Genomic DNA, 21,246 nt, shown 5'->3' with positions numbered 1-21,246 from the left:
TTCGCCCCTGGCGAGAGGATGTTTCCGCATGAGCGAGGCGGTCAAGGTCGCGATCATCGGCTCGGGGCCCGCGGGCCTCAGCGCCGCGTCGCGCGCGGGGCAGCTCGGGCTCAGCCATATCCTGCTCGAAAAGACCGATCACCTCTCCGATACCATCTTCAAATATCAGAAGGGCAAGCGCGTGCTCGCGACGCCCGAGCGGCTCGACCTGCGTTCGGACTGCCGCTTCGCCGAGGGCGCGCGCGAATATATCCTCGGCAATTGGGACGAGGATGCCGCGAACAACAAGGTGAATATCGCCTATCACGCCGATGTTGCCGAAGTGACGGGCGAAAAGGGCGCCTTCGTGATCAAGACCGCCAAGGGCGACGTCTTTCACGCCGAGAATATCGTGCTCGCGATCGGGACGCAGGGCAATCCGAACCGGCTGCGCTGCGAAGGATATGACCTGCCGCACATCATCTATCAGGTCGACGATCCCGAGGATTTCAAGGACCGGCATATCACCGTCGTCGGATCGGGCGATGCGGGGATCGAGAATGCGCTCGGCGTCGCCGAGGAGGCGCTCGAAAACAGGGTCACGATCCTTAACCGGTCGAAGGATTTCGCGCGCGCCAAGGCGAAGAATGTCTCCGACATGATGGAGGCGGGCGAGAATGGTTTCATGTCGATCCGCACCGAGACGCAGCCGAAAAAGGTCGAGCCCGGCTGGCTGACGCTCGACACTCCGAACGGCGAGGAGAAGATCGCGTGCGACGTGATCGTCGCGCGGCTGGGGTCGGTGGCGCCGCGCGGTTTCGTCGAATCGATGGGGATCGAGTTTACCGGACCCGACCGCGAAGCCTTTCCGAAGCTGTCGCCGACCTTTGAATCGACTGTGCCCGGCATTTTCGTGATCGGCGCGCTCGCGGGTTATCCGCTGATCAAGCATTGCATGAACCAGGGCTATGACGTCGTCGAGTTCATCAATGGCAATTCCGGGCTGACCCCGGCGGACGAGAAGGATCTGGCGGCGATTTTCGCCGGGCTGCCGCAGAAGAAATCGGTCAGTGAATGGCTCGAATATCTGCGCACGCGAGTCAGCATCTTCGCCGACGTATCGCCGCTGCAGATGCGCGAATTCATGCTCGATTCGAAGGTCGCCTTTTATCGGGGGGGCGACGTCGTGTTCGAAAAGGGCGACCCTGGATCGTCGCTGTTCGCGATCGCCGATGGTCATGCCGAGGTCGAGGTCGGCCCGGGCGTCACGGTGCCGATCGAGCAGGGCTCGATCTTCGGCGAGGTCGGGCTGATCTCGGGCCGCAAACGCGGCGCGACGATCCGCGCGGGCGAAGACGGCATCTTCGTCGAGGTGTCGCGCACCGCGGCGCTGAAGCTGATGGCATCGGTCCCGGGCGCGAAGCGGGCGATCAACCGCATCTCGCTCGAACGCCAGCTGCTCCAGATCTTCAAGGGCGGGCTGACCGTCGACGATCTTGGCCCTGTCGTTGACACCGCCGAGGTCGAGCGCGTTCCCGCGGGTAAGGTGGTGCTGACCGAAGGCGAGCAGGGCGATGACGTCTATGTGATCCGCTCGGGATCGATGGTGGTCGAGAAGGATATCGGTGGCAAGCCGATCTTCCTCCGTTATCTGCCCGCGGGCAGCTTCTTCGGCGAGATGGGCGTGCTGAGCGGGGAGCCGCGCAACGCCACGGTCAAGGCCGCGGTCGGCGCCGAGCTGATCAAGCTGACCGGCGAAAGCTTCCGCAAGATGCTCGCCGCGCGGCCGCAGGTGCGCGAAGCGACCGAGGCGGCGGTCGCCGAACGCGCGCAGATGAACAGCTTCATCGAATCGCGCAAGGCGAGCTATTCGAGCGCGGTCGATCTTTATTCGGACACCGCGAGCTTCATCATGAAGGAAGGGCTCGGCGAGGCGACCGACGCGCTCTTGATCGACGAGAATCTGTGCGTCGGCTGCGACAATTGCGAAAAGGCGTGCGCCGACAGCCACGAAGGCCTGTCGCGGCTCGATCGCGAGGCGGGCAAGACTTTCGCGCATCTGCACGTGCCGACGAGCTGCCGCCACTGCGAGCATCCGCACTGCATGGCCGACTGCCCGCCGAACGTGATCCACCGCGGCCCCGACGGCGAGGTGTTCATGGAGCCGGGCTGCATCGGCTGCGGCAACTGCATGCGCAACTGCCCCTATGGCGTGATCCGCATGGAAGCAGCGCCGCCCGAGAAGCCGGGCCTGCTGCGCTGGTTGCTCACCGGTTTCGGGCCGGGTCCGGGCGAACCGTCGCCCAAATGGACGAAGAAGCAATTGGGTGACGAGAAGCCCAAGAAGATCGCGGTCAAGTGCGACATGTGCAAGGGCATTTCGGGCGGCCCGGCGTGCGTGCGGGCGTGCCCCACGGGCGCCGCGATCCGCGTCTCTCCCGAGGAATTCCTGTCGATCGCACGGCTCGACGAGGCTACGGACTGATGGCGAGCCTGTTCCAGCGCCGGTCGAAGGCCACACAGGTCGAGCGCGTCCGCGAGCGGCGGCACGAGGGTTTCCTACGCTATGCGGGCTTTCGCTGGGCGAAGATTTCGGGCGGCCTCTGCCTGCTGATCATCGTCTCCTACGCGCTGGTCGACGTCACCCCGCGGCACAATGGCGGCAGTTGGTACGGCTATACGCTCGGCACGATCGGGGCGCTGCTGATCCTGTGGCTCACCGCCTTGGGCTATCGCAAGCGCAAGATGACGAGCGACCACTGGTCATTGAAGGCATGGACGTCGGCGCACGTCTATCTGGGGCTCAGCCTGATCGTCATCGGCACCTGGCACACGGGCTTCCAGCTCGGCTGGAACGTCCACACGCTTGCCTGGGTGCTGATGATGCTGGTGATCCTGTCGGGGCTTTACGGCGTCATCGTCTATGCGACGCTACCGCAGGCGCTGTCGAACAACCGCGAGCAGATGACGCAGATGCAGATGCTCGAGGCGATCCGTGCCTTCGACCGTCAGTTGCACACGGCGGCGCAGCCGCTGACGCCCGACGACACCGCGCCGGTCCTCGCGGCGCTCGACGAGGATCCGTTTGCGGGCGGCATCGCAGCGCGCCTGTCGGGGCGCTATCCGGGCTGCGCCACCGCGGCGGCGCTGCGCAAATTGACCATATCGCGCGGTAGCGATGTCGAGGCGCGCGAAAAGGTGATCGGCCTGCTCAAGCAGAAGGAGGCGGCGCTAACCCGGCTGCGCAAGCATCTCCGCATCCGGGCGCTGCTCGAAGTCTGGCTCTATGTGCATGTGCCGTTGACCTTCGCGCTGATCGCGGCGCTGTCGGCGCACATCATCAGCGTCTTCTTCTATTGGTAAGGCGCGGTTGATGAGCTTCATTCTCCGCCGCATCGCGACGACAAAGACGGGCAAGCAGATCGTCCGCGACCAGGCGCTGCCGGGCGACACGATCAGCCTCGGCCGCGAAAGCGGCAATGTCATCCATATCGCCGACCTTGCGGTGAACCCGCATCATGCGATGATCAGCAGCGCCGACGGGCGCCATGTGCGCGTCGCGGCGCTCGAGGGGCTGGGCTTCGATTTCAACGGCCGCAGCGTCGATGCGGCCGACATCGACAGCGCGGCCGGCGCCGAGCTGCGCTTTGGCGGCCACCGGCTGACGATCGCGCGCGAGGATGAAAAGATCATTCTGCTCGTCGAGCGGATCGACGAACTGTCGCAATCGTCGAAGGACGTCGACGAGGCGAAGGCTTTTTCGCTCGCGGGGGTGATGCCCGGCAAGCGTATGGGGGCTTGGGTTTTCGGCCTGTTGATGCTGCTCGCCTTCCTGATCGGGCCGATCTGGGCGTGGTACAGCTACAAGAATGTGAACGAGCGCCCCGATAGCTATCATGCCGACAGTGCGTGGCTGTCGGGGCCGCTGTCGAGTGCGCATGCGAGCCTGAAAAATGACTGCCAGTCGTGCCATGTCGAGCCGTTCGTCGCGGTGACCGACAAGGCGTGCGTCAATTGCCACACCGGCGAGCACAAGGCGATGAGCATGGCGCATGCGAACGCGCCGGCGGCGATGCTGCTCGCCGCCCGCCATCCGCCCGGGATGGGCGAGAAGATTCTCGCGGGCTTTGCCAAGACATTCAACAAGCCGCAGGGGCGCTGCGTCGAGTGCCATACCGAGCATGAAGGCGCGGGGCCGATGGCGGCGACGCCGCAGAAATTCTGCGCCGATTGTCATGACGGCATGTCGGCGCGACTGAAGACCGCGGGGCATCCGACGATGCTGGCCGATGCCGCTGATTTCGGCACGAGCCATCCGGAATTTCGCCCGCTCGTGCGTCCGGGTCCGGGAGCGAAGCTGGTGCGCACGACGCTGGCCAAGGGAACGGTCGACTATAATGGCCTCAAATTCCCGCACGATATGCATTTGCAGGCAACCGGCGGGGTTGCGCGCATGGCCGCGAGTTTCCGTGGGCGCTATGATTTCGGCAAGAAGCTCGAGTGCCAGAATTGCCACCGCGTCGAGGCCGACGGGGTGCGCGTGAAGCCGGTCGAGATGGAGCGCGACTGTGCGATGTGCCACAGCCTTGCTTTCGAGACCGTCGGCGGGGTGACGCGAACGCTGCGCCACGGCGAGCCCGATCAGGTGGTTGCCGACCTCACCGCTTATTATCGCTCGACCCCGCCCGCACGGCCGCTCCAGCTCGGCGGGATGCAGCGGCGACGCCCCGGCGCCTATGCCGAGGGGCAAGTCTACAACATCTATTTCAACGAAGTCGCGACACGGCCGAGCCGGGCGCGGGATGCGGTGCGCGCGGTCTTCTCGAAGGGCGGTGCCTGTTACGACTGCCACACGATTTTTGCGCCGCAGGCGGGCAAGAGCTGGCGCGTCGCGGCGGTGAGTCAGACGCCGCGCTATCTGCAAAAGGGCTGGTTCGACCATGACGCGCACAGCGAAACCGCCTGTGCCGACTGCCACACCGCGGCGCCCGCTTCGAAGGTCTCGACCGACCTGCTCGTCCCCGGGGTGCGCCAGTGCCGCGACTGCCATGTCGGCGAATCGGGCGCGCGGCTGGTGAAGGTCGAAACCGCGACCGAATCGCCCTGCGCGATGTGCCACGAATATCATTCGGACGGCAGCAAGCCGTGGATGCCGGCGCGCCAGCGGAAGAAAAATGTCGCGGCAATCACAAATAAACGTCTTGGCGCTACCTATGGTGTGAGCATGATCACAGGAACCGGGGGGCGGGGCCTTTACGAAGTGACGTGGCGCACACCTTCCTTGCACGCGGCAAGGCGGGGCGGATAGGTTTTGGGTCGCCGGACCAGACCGGCGGGAGCAGGGGGCGGATATGCTGATCGCGCAGATCACAGATATCCATATCGGGTTCGATCCGGACAATCCGGCCGAATATAACCGCAAGCGCCTCGACGAGGTGCTCGACGTGCTGATCGAGGGTCCAAATTGTCCCGACCTGTTGCTCGCGACCGGCGACCTCACCGACCGCGGCGACGACGACAGCTATCGGCGCCTCGTCACGGCGTTCTCGCGCTGCCCCTTTCCGGTGTGGCCGAGCGTCGGCAATCACGACCTGCGCGAAAATTTTCACGCGCATTTTCCGGGGTTCGACGACGGTGGCGGGTTCGTGCAATACACGATCGAGCTTCCCGAACTGCGGCTGGTGACGATCGATACGCTGGAGGAGGGACGCCACGGCGGCGCCTTCTGCGAGAGCCGCGCGGCATGGCTCGACGCCGAGCTGGCAAAGGACAGGAACAAGCCCACCTATATCGTCATGCATCACCCGCCGATCGAAAGCGGGATCGAGTGGATGAACACCGACCCCGACGAGCCGTGGGTCGCGACCTTCACCGATGTGGTGCGGCGACACGGCCAAGTACGAGGGCTTATCTGCGGACACCTTCACCGCAGCGTGACGGTGGCGTGGGAAGGGCGCACGATCGCGATCTGTTCATCGACCGCGCCGCAGGTGTCGCTCGACCTTCGCCCGATCGACGAAAATCACCCCGACGATCGCCCGATGATCGTCGCCGAGGACCCCGCCTATGCGCTCCATCGCTGGAACGGACGCGAACTGGTCAGTTTCTACGACCATGCCGGCGCACACACGATGCTCGCCAAATATGACGAGCGGTTGCAGCCGCTGGTGCGCGAGCTGAAAGCCGAGCGGCCGGGTCAGTAGCCCAGCGTCAGGTCTACGCGCGGCTCGACGGCTTCGCCCTTTTTCCAGCGATCGAGATTTTCGAGGAAGCGTTGCGCCGAGCGGACGAACATCTTGTCCTGCGCGCGTCCCGACAGGTGCATCGTGATGTGCGCGTTGTCGAGGCTCCACAGCGGGTCGTCGGCGGGGAGGGGTTCGGGCGTGGTGACATCGAGGAAGGCCGATGCGATCTGTTGTTCGTTCAGCGCCGCGACCAGGGCGTCCTGATCGACGACGCTGCCGCGCGCGATGTTGATGAGCGTCGCGCTCGGCTTCATCGCCGCGAGTTCGGCGGCGCCGATCATTCCGTCGGTTTCGGGGGTGGCGGGAACCGCGAGGATCACCCAGTCGAATTCGCCGAGCTTTGCGCGCCACTGGTCGGGGGTGAGTGTATTGGGGCCGGGTGAGCGGCGCACGATCGTGACGTCGACCGCAAAAGCCTGCAGCCGCTCCTCGATCAGCTTGCCGATCGCGCCATAGCCGAGGAGCAGCGCCTTCGACCCGAACAGTTCGACCTTGCCCGGCGAATCGATCAGCCATTCGCGGCGTTCCTGCGCGCGCACGACGTCGCGATAGCCCTTGGCGACGGTGAGCATGCCCATCACGACATATTCGGCGATGGTGATCGCGTTGATCCCGGCGCCATTGGTGACGACCGTGCCGCGCCCGGCGAGCAGATCGAGCGGCATGCCGTCGACCCCGGCATAGATCGAGTTGAGCCATTTGAGCCCGGTCGCGGCGGTGATCACCGCGGCCATGTCCTTCTTGTCGTACATGTCGAACCAGCCGATTTCGGCCTGCGGCGCCAGTTCCATCGCCTCTTCCTTCGACGCGAAGAAGCGCGGTTCGACCCAGCCGGGCAGGCGGTCTTCGACGAGCGGGCGGATCAGGCCGGACAGGACGGTGATGGTTTTCGACATTTGACCTCTCTTCGGTTCCATTCTGCAACCGATCATGGCGAGCGAGAGGCTAGTTGTCGAGCCGCCACTCCCAGCCGAGCGGGTCGCCGTCCATCACCTCGACCCCCGCGGCGCCGAGTTCGTCGCGGAGCGCATCGGAGGCGGCGAAGTCCTTGGCCGCGCGCGCATCCTTGCGGCGCGCGAGGGTAGCATCGATTTCGTCTTCGGCGATGGTCGCCGCCTTTGGCCGGACGCGCAGGTCGGCGCGATCGATCGTCAGCAGGTCGAGGCCGAGCACCGCGTCCATCGCGGCGAGCGTCGCGCGCTTCTGGCCCCCGTCGATCTTTTTCATCGCCGCCGTCTCTTCGAGCAGGGTCAGCGCGACGGGTGTGTTGAGGTCGTCCGACATCGCCGCGTCGAACCTGGCGAGCAGGTCGGCGAGGCGGCGGTCGGTCACGTCGATCGCTTCGGCTTCGCGGACCGGCGCCGCCGCCATCACCAACCGCTTCAATCGCGTCAGCGCGGCGCCGAGACCTTCCCACGAAAATTCGAGCTCGCTGCGATAATGCGCCTGCAGGCACATCAGGCGATAGGCGAGGGGGTGGTAGCCCTTGTCGATGAGGAGCTGGACGCGCAGGAACTCGCCGCTCGACTTCGACATCTTGCCCGAGCGCTCGACGAGAAAATTATTGTGCATCCACAGCCTTGCGCCGCTCGCGTCGCTGCAGCTGTGCGCCTGGTTCTGCGCGATCTCGTTCGGGTGGTGGATCTCGCGGTGGTCGATGCCGCCGGTGTGGATGTCGAACGGAAAGCCGAGCAAAGCCTCCGACATCACCGAGCATTCGAGGTGCCAGCCCGGCGCGCCGCGGCCCCACGGCGAATCCCATTCCATCTGGCGCTTCTCGCCCGGCGGCGTCTTGCGCCAGATCGCGAAGTCGGCGGGGTGGCGCTTGCCGTCGACGGGGTCGATGCGGCTTTCACCCTCATCGGTTCCGTGGCGTGCCAGTCGGCCGTAGCCGGTCACCGTCGTCGTGTCGAAATAGAGGCCGCCGTCGAGCTCGTAGCAATGCCTGTCCGCAATCGCCTTTGCGAACTCGATCATCTGCGGGACATAGTCGGTTGCGATCGACCAGTGCGCGGGCTGGCGGATATTGAGCGCCTTCACGTCGGCCCAATAGGCTTCGGTATAGTGCTTCGCGATGTCCCAGATCGACTGCGCCTTTTCAGCCGCGGCCTTTTCCAGCTTGTCCTCGCCCGCGTCGGCGTCGTCGGTCAGGTGGCCGACGTCGGTGATGTTGATGACGTGGGTGAGCTTATAGCCCTTGTACGACAAAGTGCGGCCGAGCGTGTCGGCGAAGACATAGGCGCGCATATTGCCGATATGCGGGTAATTATAGACCGTCGGGCCGCAGCTGTAGACGCGCGCTTCGCGGGGGTGGACGGGCTCGAAGATTTCGAGGCTGCGCGTCAGGCTGTTGAACAGCTTGAGCGGGAGAGCAGGGGCGTCGGTCATGCCGCCGCCCATGCCTTGCTCCGCCGGTCGGCGTCAACCGAAACGCTTGCTACTCTGCGGGCGGCGTCCACAGATCGTCGTTGCCCGCGCCGGTCACCGGATCGTCGAGAAGCGGCGCGCCGGTGAGCGGGTCGACCTCGCGCATCGTGATCAGCGGTTGCGGCAGCGTATTACCTTCGCCCTCGCTCTCCTCGTCGCCGTCGATCTCCTCGATGACGTCCTGCACCGGGAAATTGCTGTCGATGTCGAAGACGACGGTGGCGCAGACGGTCGGGCTGGAGATGAGGCAGCCGTTGACGGTCGATCCCCGGTCATAGCTGCCGGGGACGGGGGCGGCACCGCCGATGGTCAGAAGCTGGAGCGCGTCGAGGCCGGTTACCTGGCCGTTCGCGCCAAGCGCGACGCCGTTGACGACGATGCGCGACGGCCCGTCGGTGACGACGTCGAGCCCGCCGGCGCCGAAGGTCAGCCCGCGGCGCTGCGCGAGGTCGGTTCCGGCTCCGCTGTTCTGGACGTAGAAGCCGCCGACGACCTCGGCGCGGATGCCGCGTGCGAAGAGCGCGCCTTCGTCGAGGACGATGCCGTCATTCTGTGCGAGCCGCGTGTTGATCGCGCTGGTCGAGGTCGCCGCGCCGACATCCGCGATCGCTTCGGCGGTGGCGACGATGACGTCGTCGGAAACGAGGTTGAGCTGCCCCGCCGGATCGGCGCCGTTGACGAGCCGCACGCTGCCCTGTCCGAGGATCACTTCGAGCGCGTCACCCGCGACAAGATTGAGCGTATTGGCGTCGGTGAGCCCGGTCAGTTCGACATTGCCGATCACGCGCATCTTGCCCGGGGTGCGGATCGTCAGCGCGCCGTTGGCGCCGAGGTTCGATCCCGCCGCGCCGCCGGTCATGGTGAAGGTGTCGACGATGACGTCGGGCGGCGCGGTCGACCCGACCGAGCTGCTGCCCGCGGCCTGCACCGCAGGCGCGACGATTTCGATCTGGCTGGCATAGAGGCGGGTCAGTTCGTCGGCATCGATATGATAGCCCGCGACGCTCGTGCCCGGCGCGCCGCCGACAAAGGTCTGGTTGTCGCTGTTGTTGTTCGCAACCGACAATTGCTGCGTGACGCCCGCGGTGCCGACGCGGCCCGCCGAGCCGATCGTGATATTCCCCGAGGCAAGCCCGATCGACTGGCCGGTGACGACGCCGGTGATGCCGAGTGAGGCGAGCGCGCTGGCGTCGAGGCTGCCCGCAACGGTGACGGTGTCAAGATTGAGGAAGCCGCCCGAATTGGCGAGGATCGCATTGGCCGCGTTGAGCGTGCCGATGCTCATTCCTTCGCCCTGCGTGCCGAAGTCGGCGGTGCCCGCGACATTGCCGTTTGCGACCGACAGGTCGCCGTTCGCACGGACATAGGCGTCGCCGACGTCGGTAGTGAGCGTGGCAAAGGCGAGGTTGCCGCCGCCTTCGATACGGATCGCATCGGCGCTGGCATCGACCGCGCCCGCGGCAAGCAGGCTGCCGATACGGATATCGCCATCGCTGCTGTTCAGGCTGGCCGCGCCGAGAATATTGGCCGCCTCCACGTCGATGCCGGTCGTGCCGGTCAGCGTGACATTCTGGCCTTCGACCGTGGTGAGGCCGATGGCGTTGCCCGCCGTCAGCGCCGCGCCGCCGAGCGCGCGAACGCCGCCGCCCGCGATACCCGTCGCCGAATTGATTACTACATCGCCGTCGGCGCTCAGCGTCGGAACGGCGTTGCCGCCGGGATCGGTCAGCGCGGCGAGGGTGACGTCCTGCGCGTTGATCGTGGCGTTGCGGCCCGCGGCGACGCTGCCCGAAAGGTTCGTGAGGCCTGCGGCATCGACGATCACGTCGCTGAAGGCATCGATGCCCGCGAGCGTCGTGGCGCCGCCCTGCGTGCGGATGCTGCTGTCGCCGCCGGTCGTGCCGAGCCCGAGAGTGGTCGCGCCGTTGATCGCGATGCCGTTTGCGGCATTGAGCAATATGTCGTCACCCGCCGACAGCGTCGCGGCGTCGATCGCGCCATTCGCCGAGGTCATGACGATGTCGGCGCCGCTTCCATCGCCAACGCCGATCGTGAAGATCGGGCTGCCCGACCCGGACGAAAACTCCAGAATATGCGTGTCGGCACCGTCTCCGGTCGCGCTGACATTGACCGCGTCGATGTTTCCGGGTGTGCGGACGGTGAGGTCGTCGCCCACGCTGACGTCGGTCAGGCTGGCGGTCGTCCCGGCGATGACGAGCATGTCCTCGCCCGCGGCGCCGCCATCGATCGATGCGGCGCCCCCGGCGCTGACGCCGAACATGCGCGCGGCCGAGCTGTCGGTCAGCGCCGCGCCGCCCGCGGCGACGACGAACAGATTGCCCTCCGCGGCGATACCGTTGCCATCGACATAGCCGCCGTTCGCCTGCGCCGAGGCATCGATGTCCCCGCCCGAATTGAGGAAGATGTCGCCGCCGGCGATGAAGCTGCCTGAAAGATCGTCGGCCGAGAAGATCGAGATCGTGCCGGCGACGTCGGCGCTGTTCACCGACACCGCGCCGCCGGAAGCGAAGAGGGAGGCATCGCCCGTCACCGCGCCGGTGAGCGCGATGCTGTTCGCGAACAGGTTGATGTTGCCCCCCGCGGCGATCGATCCGCCGCTGATACCCTCGGCGCCCGGCGCCGTCCCATCCGCCGACAGGCTGACCGACAGGCCCGCGTCGATGCTGTTGAAGACGATCGATTGCCCAGAGACCTGAACGAAGCCCCCCGCGCTCGAATTGCCGAGATCGACCGCGCCCGGCGAGCTGATATCGATGTCGCCGCCGGTGATGATCGAATTGAGCCCGGTCGCGAAGCTCGCGGCGTTCGCGGTGAAATCATTGACGGCTTCGGCATGTTCGACGGTCGTCGCGCCGCTACTGGTCAGTGTGATGTCGTCGCCCGCGAGACCGTCGACGCCGATCGTCCCCCCGGTGGTCAGCGACAGCGCGCCGTCGGCGGCGATCAGGCTGCCCGGCGCGCCGCTGATGCTGGTGGCTGCGGTCGCGGTCAGGTTTCCGGTCGCGCGTAGCGTCGGACCGTCGCCTTCGCGCGCATCGTGGCGGATGTCGATCTGGTCGCCTGCGTCGATTGTCAGGGTGCCGTCGACGTCGAGGGTGCCGGCCGACTGGGCATGGACGCCGATCGAGCCGTCGGTGGTCAGCGTGACGTCGCCCTGGCTGGCAATCGTGCCGCCGGTCGGCGCGACGAAGATTCCCGCGAGCGCGCTATCGGTATCGTTGTTCGTCGGCGCAGCGATCCCCAACGCCTCGGCCGCAAGACCCGCGAAGCTGATGTCGCCACGCGCGCGCAATTCGATGCGCCCCGCAAAATCCCCGTTTGCCGCGATGCTCGTCGGACCGAGGTCGATCTGCCCGGCCCCCGAAGCGCCACCCGCCGTTTCGATCACGACGCGGCCGCCCGTGGTCTGCCCCGAAGTGCCGAGGCCGCCGTCGGTGCCGCCACCCTGGCCGACGCCCCCGCTGCCGCCTTCGCCCGCAAGGCCGCTGGCGGCGATATCGACCGCTTCGCCGTTCGAGGTGATCGCGCCGCCGGTCGCGACGAGGCGGACGGTGCCGCCGGTTCCCGCGCCGCCGTTGCCGCCGCTTCCCGACTGATTTCCTTCGCCGAAACTGCTGTCGCTGCCGAGGCCGCCCGCGCCGCCGCTTCCGCCGCTGGAGAGCGAGACGATGTCGCCGCCGTCGAGGCCGAGCGCGACGGTCCCGCCGTCGTTGGCGGCAATCTCGATCGTGCCGCCTTGCCCGTCGCCGCCGTCGCCGCCATCGGGCGCGACCGTCGGAAAGGAGCTGAAGCCCAGCGCGCCCGCGCCGCCGTTGCCGCCGATGCCACCCGAGACGAGATTGCTTTGAACGGCGGTCAGGCTCGCGCCCGCACCGTCGGCGGCGATCCGCGAGGTGCCGCCGGTGCCGCCCCCGCCGCTGCCGCCCGCGCCGTCGTTGCCGTCGGCGCCATTGCCGCCCGTGCCGGTCGAATCGATGGTAACCGCAAGCTCGCCGGCCTCGAAGCCGGTCACGATCGCCTGCGCGGCGCCGCCGGTGCCATCGCCGCCATCGCCGCCGACATTGTGAATGCCGCCCGCACCGCCGGTGCCGAGCGCGACGCTGCTCGCCGCGCCGACGCCGTCGATCGCGGTTTCGAGCGCGATCGTGGCGGTGCCGCCGCGACCCGTGCCGCCGGTGCCGCCGACCCCGATGCCGGTGGCAGGGCCGCCGCTGCTCGAGAAGAAACTGGAGCCGCCGGTACCGCCGGTGCCCGACGCGTCGGCGACCAGGCTGCTGGCGGTCGTCGTGCCGCCGCGCACATTCACCGTTGCCTCGCCACCGAAGCCGTCACCGGCGTTGCCGGCATCGCCCGGTATCCCGCTGAAGAAGCTGTCGAACTGTCCGCCTTCGCCGCCCGTGCCAAGGGCGTTGGCTTGAATCACGCTGGCATCGACGATCGCTGCGCCGCTGATGCTGATCGTCGCGGTGCCCCCCCGTCCGATGCCGCCATCGCCGCTGGTGACGATGTTGAGCGGGTCGGAGTCATCGCCTGTAAAGCCGATGCCGCCTTCGCCGTTGGCCGAGGCAGTGATATCGGCCGCGGTGATCGTGCCGCCGGACAGGTCGATCGCCGCGATGCCGCCGATGCCCGTTCCAGAGACGCCTTGCGCGGTGCCGCCGAAGCCGTCGGCCGCGATGCTGATGTCACTGACCGATACGGTTCCGCCCGTCTGGGTGAACGTCGCGGTGCCCCCGGTGCCGTTACCGGTGCTGCCGTCGCCGGTGCCGCCGTTGGCGGAAAGGTCGATGACGTTGCCGGTGAGCGTGCCGCCCGCGACGATCACGCTCATCGTGCCGCCCTGGCTGTTGCCGACCGGAGCTTCCACGCCGGGCGGCAATTCTATTTCGGCTTGGGCCTGGCCGTCGGCAGTTGCGAAAAGTTCGCCGGCGTCGATGCGACTGCTGTCCAATGCGTCGGCTTCGACACGGATCAGGATCGCGCCACCGATGCCGGTCGGGTTGTTCGCACCCGAAACCGCCGCGCCGCCCGTCCTGCCGTCGGCGGAGAGGTTGGCGCCAATGCCGAGATCGATCGTTCCCGCATCGCCGGCCAGCTGGACCGAACCGCCGGTGGCCGCCGTTCCCGCCGCGCTGACGCCCGAGCGTGCGCTGACCGTAAAGCGGCTGAATTCGTCGGCCGTCGCGACGATCTGGCCGCCATTGCGGGCGAAGAGGTCGATCGTCCCGCCCTGCGCTGTGCCGCCCGTGCCGGTGACGTTGGCCGTGTCGCTGCTCGCATCGACGTCAAAGACCGGGGTCTGGATCGTGCCGCTGTCGGCAGTGAAGTCGATATCGCCGCCGACGCCGTTACCGGCGCTTTGGCGGGGCGCGCCCGACATGCTGCCACCCATCGCCAGGGCGGTCAGCGTGCTCGTCGTGGTGATTGCGCCGCCCGCGGTCGCGCTGACCGCGATATTGCCGCCGTTGCCCGTCCCGAAATTCTCGCCCGCCTCGCCCCTGCCGACCGCGAAGAGATTGATCGGGCCGTCGCTGTCGATGGTGGAGCCGTTGGTCGCCGTCAATGTCACATCGTTGCCGCGCGCGTTGCCCGACAGGCCCGTCGTGCCACTGGGCGATGTGGCGGCTCCGGCGGCTGCGGACGCGACCAGCTCAATTTCGGAGAATTGCGCAGTGGCGCCGCCGTCGGCCGTCAGGCTGGCCGTGCCGCCCAGCGCGTCGCCGCCGACAGAATTCTCTCCGCCCGCATCGCCGCCCCGCCCGCTGGCGTCGAGCGAGAGCGTGCCGAGCGATTTGATCCCGCCATTGTCGCTGTTGATCACGAGCGTGGCGTTGCCGCCCGTTCCGTCGCCGCCGTTTAAGGTGTCATTCGGGCCGGAGAAACTTCCCCCGCTGCCGAGTGCTTCCAGCGATGTGGCTACGGATTCGAACGAGCTGTTCGCGCCGAGGATGTCGATGCGCGCGGTACCGCCCGTTCCGTTGCCCGCTTGAACCGGGCCGAAGCCCCCGCTGCCGTTCGCGTCGATCGACACACTGGTCGTCGCGCTGAAGCTTGCGCCATCGGCGACCGTCAACGTGGCCGTGCCGCCTTGCGCGTCGCTTCCCGTCGGAAGGGCGATATTGGTCGAGCCGGAAGCCGACGCATCGATGGTCACGGCGTCAGCGTTCAGTGTTGTGCCGGCGTTTCGGACGGAGATGCTGGCATTGCCGCCGCGTGCATCACCCGTATCGCCATTTGTTCCGTCATCGGCCGCGGCGCTTGCGGATACCACAATCGTCGGCGACGTCAGGGTGCCGCCGGTTACGGTCAGGCTGGCCGTTCCGCCCTGGCTGTTGCCGGTCACCGTGGCGGGCTGGCTGAGCGAAGTAATCTGCAGCAGGTTGCCGGTCGAAAACGTACCGCCGGTGACGTTCACCGCGACGTTCCCGGCCGCGCCGGGCGCTCCATCCGACCGGACGACCAGATTGCCCGTGGCCCCGCCTTGCTGCCCCGTGCCGATGGTCAGCGTGGCGCCTGCGTCGCCGCTGAAAACCCCGTCACCTTCGACGAAGATGCGTCCCGCCGACGACAGCGGGGGAGGCGACCCCGGGATCTGCTGGAGCGCCTCGCCGACAAAGGTGCCGCTTGCCCGCGCGACCGTATTGCTGCGGAAAAGCGTGTCGTTGACGACGATATTGGCGGCGGCCGCGTTAACCGGCGCCGGATTCTGTTCGCCGGCCGTGATGTTATAGCCCGCCGACAGGCGTACCGCGCCGTCGGGATCGACCTGTGCCGACAGCGCGTCGTCATAACCGATCGCGCCGCTGACCAGCATCGTCACCGCGTCATTCTTGGGAATGGCGACCATATAGATGCGGCTCTGGTTGCCGTTGGTGTCGAGATGCGCCGGACCGGTGGTCGTGCCCGTGTGGGTGATCGCGTTGCCGCCCTCTGCCCCCACGGTGACGTCGATGTCGAAGAGGCCGCCGTTGATGCGGATATTCGCTTGCTCGGCGGCGACATAGGCGGCCGATCCGTCGACGCGGACGGCGCCTGCCTGCACGACGCGCGGCGCGACCAGCGCGACATAGGAACTGCCGGGGCTGCCGCCGATATCGGCGTTGATCGCGCCGTTGACGGTGATCGCTGAGGTGCTGCCCGACGCGCCGTTGAAGCGGATCGAGCCGTCCGCGCCGAACAGCCCGCCGGTGGTGACGATGTCGTTCGTCGTGAGCAGCAGGCTGCCGACGTTGATCACGCCGCTCGCGCCGATCAGGATGCCGCCGGCGTTGTAGAACCAGATATTGCCCCCGCGCGGGCCGCTGGTCGAGCCCGTATAGGCGTTGACCGTGCCGTTGAGCGCGATCTGGCGGCTGAGCGATCCCCCGCTGCCGTTCACGAAGCGGTTGAGGACCGTATAGTCGCCGGTGCCGACGAAATTCCAGTTCTCGCCCGCAGGGAGCAGGTCGATCGCGCCGCCCGTCGGCGCGGTATCGGTCGGCACCCAGTTGATGATGCTCTGCGCCCCATCGACATTTACCGTCGTCGAGTTGGTTGCACCGTCGTTACCGATCGAGCCGGTGCCCGAAGCGAAGCTGCCCGTGCCCGCCACCTGCGCCACGGCCGGGCCGCCATAGGAAAGCGCGGCGATGCCGGCCGCGATCGCGCAACTGGCCAGCAGGTGCTGCTTGCCTTTGCGGACTGGCGATAAGGTGGCGGTGGCACGCATGGCAGTCGTCCTCGAAGCAAAGGTCATGGTCAGCGCGCCCCCACGCCAAATTGGGTGGTCAGCGAAACGAGCAGTCGCGGATCGGGTTTTTCGGTCAGGAAGCCGCCGCGATTGAGCGGCACCGCGAGCGTGACGTCGAGCCGGCCGAGGTTGCCATAAGCGACACGCACACCGCCGCCCGCCGAATAGAGTTTCTGCGGATCGAGCCCGTCGAAGGCGGCATCCTCGTTCCACACCCAGGCGGCGTCGAAAAAGACGAAGGGCTGGAAGGCGAAGGCCCGCGTGCTCGCGGGGACGAACGAGCCGTAGCGCGCCTCGAGCGCCACCGCGACGCCGCTGTCGCCGATCACCGTGCCGGGATCGAAACCGCGCCCGACGGTAAAATTGCCGCCCGAAAATTCCTCATAGGCGAGGAGCGGATCGTTCGCCCATTGCGCGCGCGGCGCCGCCGACAGCGTGAACAGCTTTGCCGGTCGCCATTCGGCGATCGCGTTGGCGCGCACCAGAAAGGCGTCGGGCTTGCCCTCGATGCGCGTGAGCGGCACCGCGCCGGGCAGAAAGCAGGCCGTGCCGCCCGGGCCGCAATCGTCGCTGGCGCCGAGGAAGGAGGCGCCCTGCCGCGCTTCGAGCGAAGTGGCGAGCGACCAGCGCGGCTCGCTGGGATTATATCCGCCGCGCCCGGCGATCGAGGCGGGGTCGATCCAGCTGGCGTCGGCGCGCAAGTTGAAGACGCGCAGCCGATCCTCGTTGATCGGCACGCCGGTCAGGCTGATGTCCTGATCGATGATGTCGAGGCCGCCGCCGATCGTGACGCGCCGCGCCTGCGTCAGGACGAGCGGGTAAGACCCGAACAGGCTGACGATCTGGGTGTTCGACTTGATCGGCAGGCCGGTGAGGTCGGGGCGCGTCCAGGCATAGGTATAGCTGGCGCCAAGGCGCAGCCCTTCGCCGCCGACGCGGAACTCGTGCGACGCCTGCACCACCTTCTGCTCGTCGAGATCGGGAGTCGCATAGAAGCTGACCGTGGTGAGATCGCCCATGCCGGTCAGGCCCGCGAAGCGCGCGCGCGCGTTGCCGCCCCAACGGCCGACGTCGCGCGACCCCAGATTTTGCACATTGAAGTCGAAGGAGACGGGCGTGCGCGTGACGGTCACTTCGCCGACGACTTCGCCGGGAACCGTGCCGGGGCGCAGCGTCAGCCGCGCATCCATCCCCGGGATGTCGCGCGCAAGCAGCAGATAGCGTTCGGCATCGGCGATGTTGAACACCGGCGCATCGTCGAGCCGCGAGAGATAGCGTTGTAGCAGCTTCTCGTTGGCGCCCGCATCGCCGCGCACCTCGATGCGCGCCATTCGCGCGGAAAGGATGTCGAGGCGGACGATGCCGTCGCCGATCGTCTGCGGCGGCACGCGGACCGCGGCGAGATAGCCTTGCGACCGCAGGATCGTTGCAGCGCGGTCGCGAATCTCGCACACCGCGGAAATCGGGAGTTCCTGCCCGACGCGATCGGACCAACTCGGCGCGAGCAGGGCGTTGTCGATGCCTTCGACGCTCGAAAATTCGACCCCGCGCAGCGTGAAACGGATCTGGGCGAATTCGGGACTGGCGAGCGGGCAGGGCGCGCGTTCGATGCCGTCGTCGATCGCGACGATCTGTTCACTGGGCCTTACAGCGGGAGGTGTCGCCGGACGCTGGATTTCCTCGCGCGTCGGGATTTGCGGCGTCGCCTGCGCCCACAGGGGGGCGGGCAGGGCGGCCGCGATCAACCCCGCCGAGCCGGCGAGCGCCCTGCGGAGCGCCGCGTATTTCGGCCTCGCGGCCGCATGAAATCCCACATCCCCCGACACGGCCATCACCACCCCTTGCGTTCCGGCGCACCGATCGCGGTGCGCCAATTTCATCGGCCCGCCGGCAGACCCGGCGGAGCCAATTGCGACCCAAGGAAGGTTCCGCCACGCGACAGGCGGTATTTCCCTGGAATAATATCAGACGGATAGGGCGCGTTCAATCGCGGCCCATCCTTTTTTGCTCAACCGGCCTCCGCGTCCGACATCGTTTCGACGAGGCGGTTGAGCTGCGGTGTGCAGCCCTTGGCCATCAGCATGTCGACCGACCCCTCGACCGTGTCGGGGGCGTTTTCCACGGCGGTGAAGCGCACCGTGACCGGCTGCGCCAGCCCGCCGCCCGAGAGGCGATAGTCGGCGCCATATTGCACCGGCAGGACGTCGGTCGGCCATTTGCGGAAATTGGCGCCATCGACGATCGCGACGGTCGTCTTCTTGCCGCCGCTCTCGATCTCAAGCGCGGTGTCGCCCGCCATGTTCGGGCGCCACAGCATCAGCAACGCGGGGTCGAGGACGCAAAAAGTTCCGCCCTCGCGATAATCGAGCAGCCAGAGATTGGGCGCGCGAAGCTCGGCGGGGATGGGATCGCCGGGGCCGCGCGAAAATCCACCACGTGACCGCATCGTCGGTCCCTTGGCGAGCATACGCGTAACATTGCCGCCAAGCGACTGGCTCGCCTGAACGGTGCCGGTGGCGGCAAAGGTGCCGGGGCCGGAAAGCGTGCGCGTCTTTCCCGATTGCATCAGCACGACCCTGTCGCCGGCGACGAGGGTCAGCTTGTCGGCCGGCTTGAGCCGCGCCCCGGTCGGATATTTGGCCGCCGACGGGCCGGTCGAGCGGACGACCATCGATTGTGCGGCGGCGGCGGTGACCATGGTCACGGCGGCGACGGCGGCGGCGGCTGTCAGGCCGAAGCGGCGCATCCGGAAGTCAGGAAAGGACATAGCTTTCTCCCTTTTGAGTCTCGTTCAGGCGTTCGATCAGGAACAGGATGGATGCGTCCTGGGCGAATTCCGCAGCCAAGGCTGTGGCGGCGGTCACATGGGTATTTTTATCGCCCGCCGCGTGGGCGGCGACAAGCGCGGCGATGCGGGCGCGCCGTTCCGGGACAAGATCGGGCCGCGGGGTGAAGACGTCGACCGGCTGCGCCCGCCCGCGCAGCGTCACGCGCCCCATCGGGACCAGATCGTCGCGGCCCGAGCGCACCGCGGCTTCGGCCGAGATCAGCACGCCGGTCTTCAGGCTCTTGTTCGCCGCCTCGAGCCGCGAGGCGGTGTTCATGCTGTCGCCGAGCGCGGTATATTGGATGCGCCCCTCGCCGCCGAAATTGCCGACGATGGCGTCGCCGACGTGCAGACCGACGCGCGTCATGCCGATCGGCGGCACGTCTTCGGCCGCCAGGTCGGTGCGAAATTTCTCGCCCGCTTCGTACATTGCCAATGCCGCGGCGGCCGCCCGCTCGCCGTCGTCGGGTCGGCTGAGTGGCGCCCCCCAGAAGGCGACGACGGCGTCGCCGACGAACTTGTCGATCGTCCCGCCGTGGTCGAGCACGATGTCCGAAAGGCGGTCGAGATATTCGTTGAGCAAGCGCGCGACGGTCTCCGGCGTCACGGCATGGCTGAGCTTGGTAAAGCCTTCGAGGTCGGTGAAGACGCAAAAGATGTTGCGCCGCTCGCCATGCAGCGAAAGCTGGTCGGGATCGCGCAGGATCTGCGCCGCGACGTCGGCGGGCAGATATTTGCCGAGTGCCGACTGCGCGAAGGCGCGCTGGCGCGATCCGATCGTGCGCGCCGCCGTGCCCACCGCGGCATAGCCGAACAGCCAGCCGACCGCCCAGCCGAAGGTCGGCAGCGTCGTCGTGTCGATGCCGCGCCCGTGCAGCCAGAAAGGGAAGGCGACGAAGAAGGCCATCTGTCCGAGGAAGGCGAGCGCGACCCAGCGTGCGCGCAGGTCGATCAGGCTGGTGAGCCCGCCCGCGGCGACGATCAGCACCGCCAGCGTCCAAAGCGCCGGCCCCGGGATCGGGTGCGGCCAGGCGCGATCGAGTTGCTGCGCCAACATATGGGCGTGCACCTCGAGCCCGATCATCGTTTCATGCTGGCCGGTGATCGCGTCGGGAAAGCGGCTCAATGGCGTGTTGAACTGGTCATTGTCGATGATGTCGCCGCCGATCAGAACATAGCGGCCCTTCACCAGCTCCGCGAAACCGGCGCGCATTTCGGAATCCATCGGCATCGCGAACGTGTCGATCGGGATGTTGGCGAAGACGGGTTCCTCCTGACCCGCGGCGGCGCGCGCGGGGACGAGGAAGCGGATGCCACCCTGAAAATCGGCGTAGGCCGGATCGACGGGGGCCAGCGCGTTCGCCATCAACGGCGGCAGATTTGCCGGCCGGTGGGGCCATTTGCGGATCACGTCGTCGTCGTCGGTGCGGAACAGCACGCTCGTCGGCCGGGTCTTCGCGGTCGTGACGTCGGCGATGAAGGCTTGGAGGAATTTCTGCTGCTCATAGAAGATGGTGTTCGGGTTGCTCGCCTGTTCGGCATAGGCGAGCCATGTCGGCGTCCGCATCGCACGCAGCTGCGCTTTCAGCAATTCGTCGTCGGGGCGCGGCGAATCGAAGGCGATATCGATGCCGATCGCCTTCGCCCCCATCTGGTCGAGATTGCCGAGCGCATTCGCGAGCAGGGTCCGGTCGAGCGGCGAGCGGATGCCGGTGTTGAACAGCGTCTCGTCATTATAGGTCACGAGGGTGATCCGGCTGTCCTGTTCAACCGTGGGCGCCATCAGCGTGGCGCGCGCGTCATAGAGCGCGCGTTCGGCGGCGTTGATCAGCGGCATCTGCCAGCTGAAGCGCGCGATCAGGATCGCGGCGAGCAAGAAGACGATCGTTGCCGCCATCCGCGACGGGCCGAGCTGCATGATCAGCCGGCGCACGCGCTTGCCAAGCGGCACCGCGGCGCGCTTGTCCTCCTGCGCGGGCGGCGCCTCGGCGGGGATGATGGTTTCGGGCGCGTTCATC

10 protein-coding genes are annotated in these 21,246 nt (G+C 67.2%); 4 read left to right on the top strand and 6 right to left on the bottom strand.

Annotated elements, in window-relative coordinates; translation table 11 throughout:
* The first annotated feature begins 28 nt into the window (after positions 1-28).
* The 4 genes from VFG17_RS06120 to VFG17_RS06105 are packed head-to-tail and all read left to right on the top strand — an operon-like array spanning position 29 to position 6,182.
* Positions 29-2,464 carry a cyclic nucleotide-binding domain-containing protein gene (locus VFG17_RS06120; protein ID WP_325028572.1) on the top strand — a complete coding sequence of 812 codons (2,436 nt, stop codon included), beginning with the start codon at positions 29-31 and terminating at the stop codon, positions 2,462-2,464.
* Positions 2,464-3,342, top strand: a complete 879-nt coding sequence (locus tag VFG17_RS06115; protein ID WP_325028571.1) for a hypothetical protein — start codon at positions 2,464-2,466, stop codon at positions 3,340-3,342. The genes VFG17_RS06120 and VFG17_RS06115 overlap by 1 nt, the downstream gene beginning before the upstream one ends.
* A 10-nt stretch (positions 3,343-3,352) precedes the next feature.
* A complete protein-coding gene (locus tag VFG17_RS06110; protein WP_325028570.1) occupies positions 3,353-5,287 on the top strand; it encodes a cytochrome C in 1,935 nt (644 codons plus the stop codon).
* Positions 5,288-5,330: 43 nt separating this feature from the next.
* A complete protein-coding gene (locus VFG17_RS06105) occupies positions 5,331-6,182 on the top strand; it encodes a metallophosphoesterase (RefSeq protein WP_325028569.1) in 852 nt (283 codons plus the stop codon).
* Here the strand turns inward: VFG17_RS06105 and VFG17_RS06100 are convergent.
* The 6 genes from VFG17_RS06100 to VFG17_RS06075 all read right to left on the bottom strand — a co-directional run bounded on the left by VFG17_RS06100 (position 6,176) and on the right by VFG17_RS06075 (position 21,245).
* Complete coding sequence (locus VFG17_RS06100) at positions 6,176-7,120, bottom strand: D-2-hydroxyacid dehydrogenase (RefSeq protein WP_325028568.1); 945 nt, start codon at positions 7,118-7,120, stop codon at positions 6,176-6,178. The two genes, VFG17_RS06105 and VFG17_RS06100, sit on opposite strands and share 7 nt — an antisense overlap.
* A 49-nt stretch (positions 7,121-7,169) precedes the next feature.
* Positions 7,170-8,612 carry a cysteine--tRNA ligase gene (cysS, locus tag VFG17_RS06095; protein WP_325028567.1) on the bottom strand — a complete coding sequence of 481 codons (1,443 nt, stop codon included), beginning with the start codon at positions 8,610-8,612 and terminating at the stop codon, positions 7,170-7,172.
* Between the two features lie 49 nt (positions 8,613-8,661).
* A complete protein-coding gene (locus VFG17_RS06090; RefSeq protein ID WP_325028566.1) occupies positions 8,662-16,380 on the bottom strand; it encodes a hypothetical protein in 7,719 nt (2,572 codons plus the stop codon).
* A 29-nt stretch (positions 16,381-16,409) separates the two neighbouring features.
* Positions 16,410-18,233, bottom strand: a complete 1,824-nt coding sequence (locus tag VFG17_RS06085) for a ShlB/FhaC/HecB family hemolysin secretion/activation protein (protein WP_325028565.1) — start codon at positions 18,231-18,233, stop codon at positions 16,410-16,412.
* Between the two features lie 176 nt (positions 18,234-18,409).
* The gene (locus VFG17_RS06080; protein WP_325028564.1) at positions 18,410-19,168 is read right to left on the bottom strand and encodes a hypothetical protein; all 759 of its coding nucleotides are present in this window, start codon (positions 19,166-19,168) and stop codon (positions 18,410-18,412) included.
* Positions 19,155-21,245 (bottom strand): adenylate/guanylate cyclase domain-containing protein, encoded by a 2,091-nt coding sequence (locus VFG17_RS06075; RefSeq protein WP_325028563.1) that lies wholly within the window; start codon positions 21,243-21,245, stop codon positions 19,155-19,157. Before VFG17_RS06075 ends, VFG17_RS06080 begins: the two co-directional genes overlap by 14 nt.
* Position 21,246: the final 1 nt, after the last annotated feature.

It is taken from the genome of Sphingopyxis sp., from assembly GCF_035686825.1.
Lineage (GTDB): Bacteria > Pseudomonadota > Alphaproteobacteria > Sphingomonadales > Sphingomonadaceae > Sphingopyxis.
The sequence above is the reverse complement of the archived record's forward strand: the minus strand, read 5'-3'. Positions and strand labels throughout refer to the sequence as shown.

What these genes read in the sequence shown, in the direction of transcription:
- VFG17_RS06120 (WP_325028572.1), top strand. Translation starts at nt 29, where the DNA reads ATGAGCGAGGCGGTCAAGGTCGCGATCATCGGCTCGGGGCCCGCGGGC.
- VFG17_RS06115 (WP_325028571.1), top strand. Translation starts at nt 2,464, where the DNA reads ATGGCGAGCCTGTTCCAGCGCCGGTCGAAGGCCACACAGGTCGAGCGC.
- VFG17_RS06110 (WP_325028570.1), top strand. Translation starts at nt 3,353, where the DNA reads ATGAGCTTCATTCTCCGCCGCATCGCGACGACAAAGACGGGCAAGCAG.
- VFG17_RS06105 (WP_325028569.1), top strand. Translation starts at nt 5,331, where the DNA reads ATGCTGATCGCGCAGATCACAGATATCCATATCGGGTTCGATCCGGAC.
- VFG17_RS06100 (WP_325028568.1), bottom strand. Translation starts at nt 7,120, where the DNA reads ATGTCGAAAACCATCACCGTCCTGTCCGGCCTGATCCGCCCGCTCGTC.
- cysS (WP_325028567.1), bottom strand. Translation starts at nt 8,612, where the DNA reads ATGACCGACGCCCCTGCTCTCCCGCTCAAGCTGTTCAACAGCCTGACG.
- VFG17_RS06090 (WP_325028566.1), bottom strand. Translation starts at nt 16,380, where the DNA reads ATGCGTGCCACCGCCACCTTATCGCCAGTCCGCAAAGGCAAGCAGCAC.
- VFG17_RS06085 (WP_325028565.1), bottom strand. Translation starts at nt 18,233, where the DNA reads ATGGCCGTGTCGGGGGATGTGGGATTTCATGCGGCCGCGAGGCCGAAA.
- VFG17_RS06080 (WP_325028564.1), bottom strand. Translation starts at nt 19,168, where the DNA reads ATGTCCTTTCCTGACTTCCGGATGCGCCGCTTCGGCCTGACAGCCGCC.
- VFG17_RS06075 (WP_325028563.1), bottom strand. Translation starts at nt 21,245, where the DNA reads ATGAACGCGCCCGAAACCATCATCCCCGCCGAGGCGCCGCCCGCGCAG.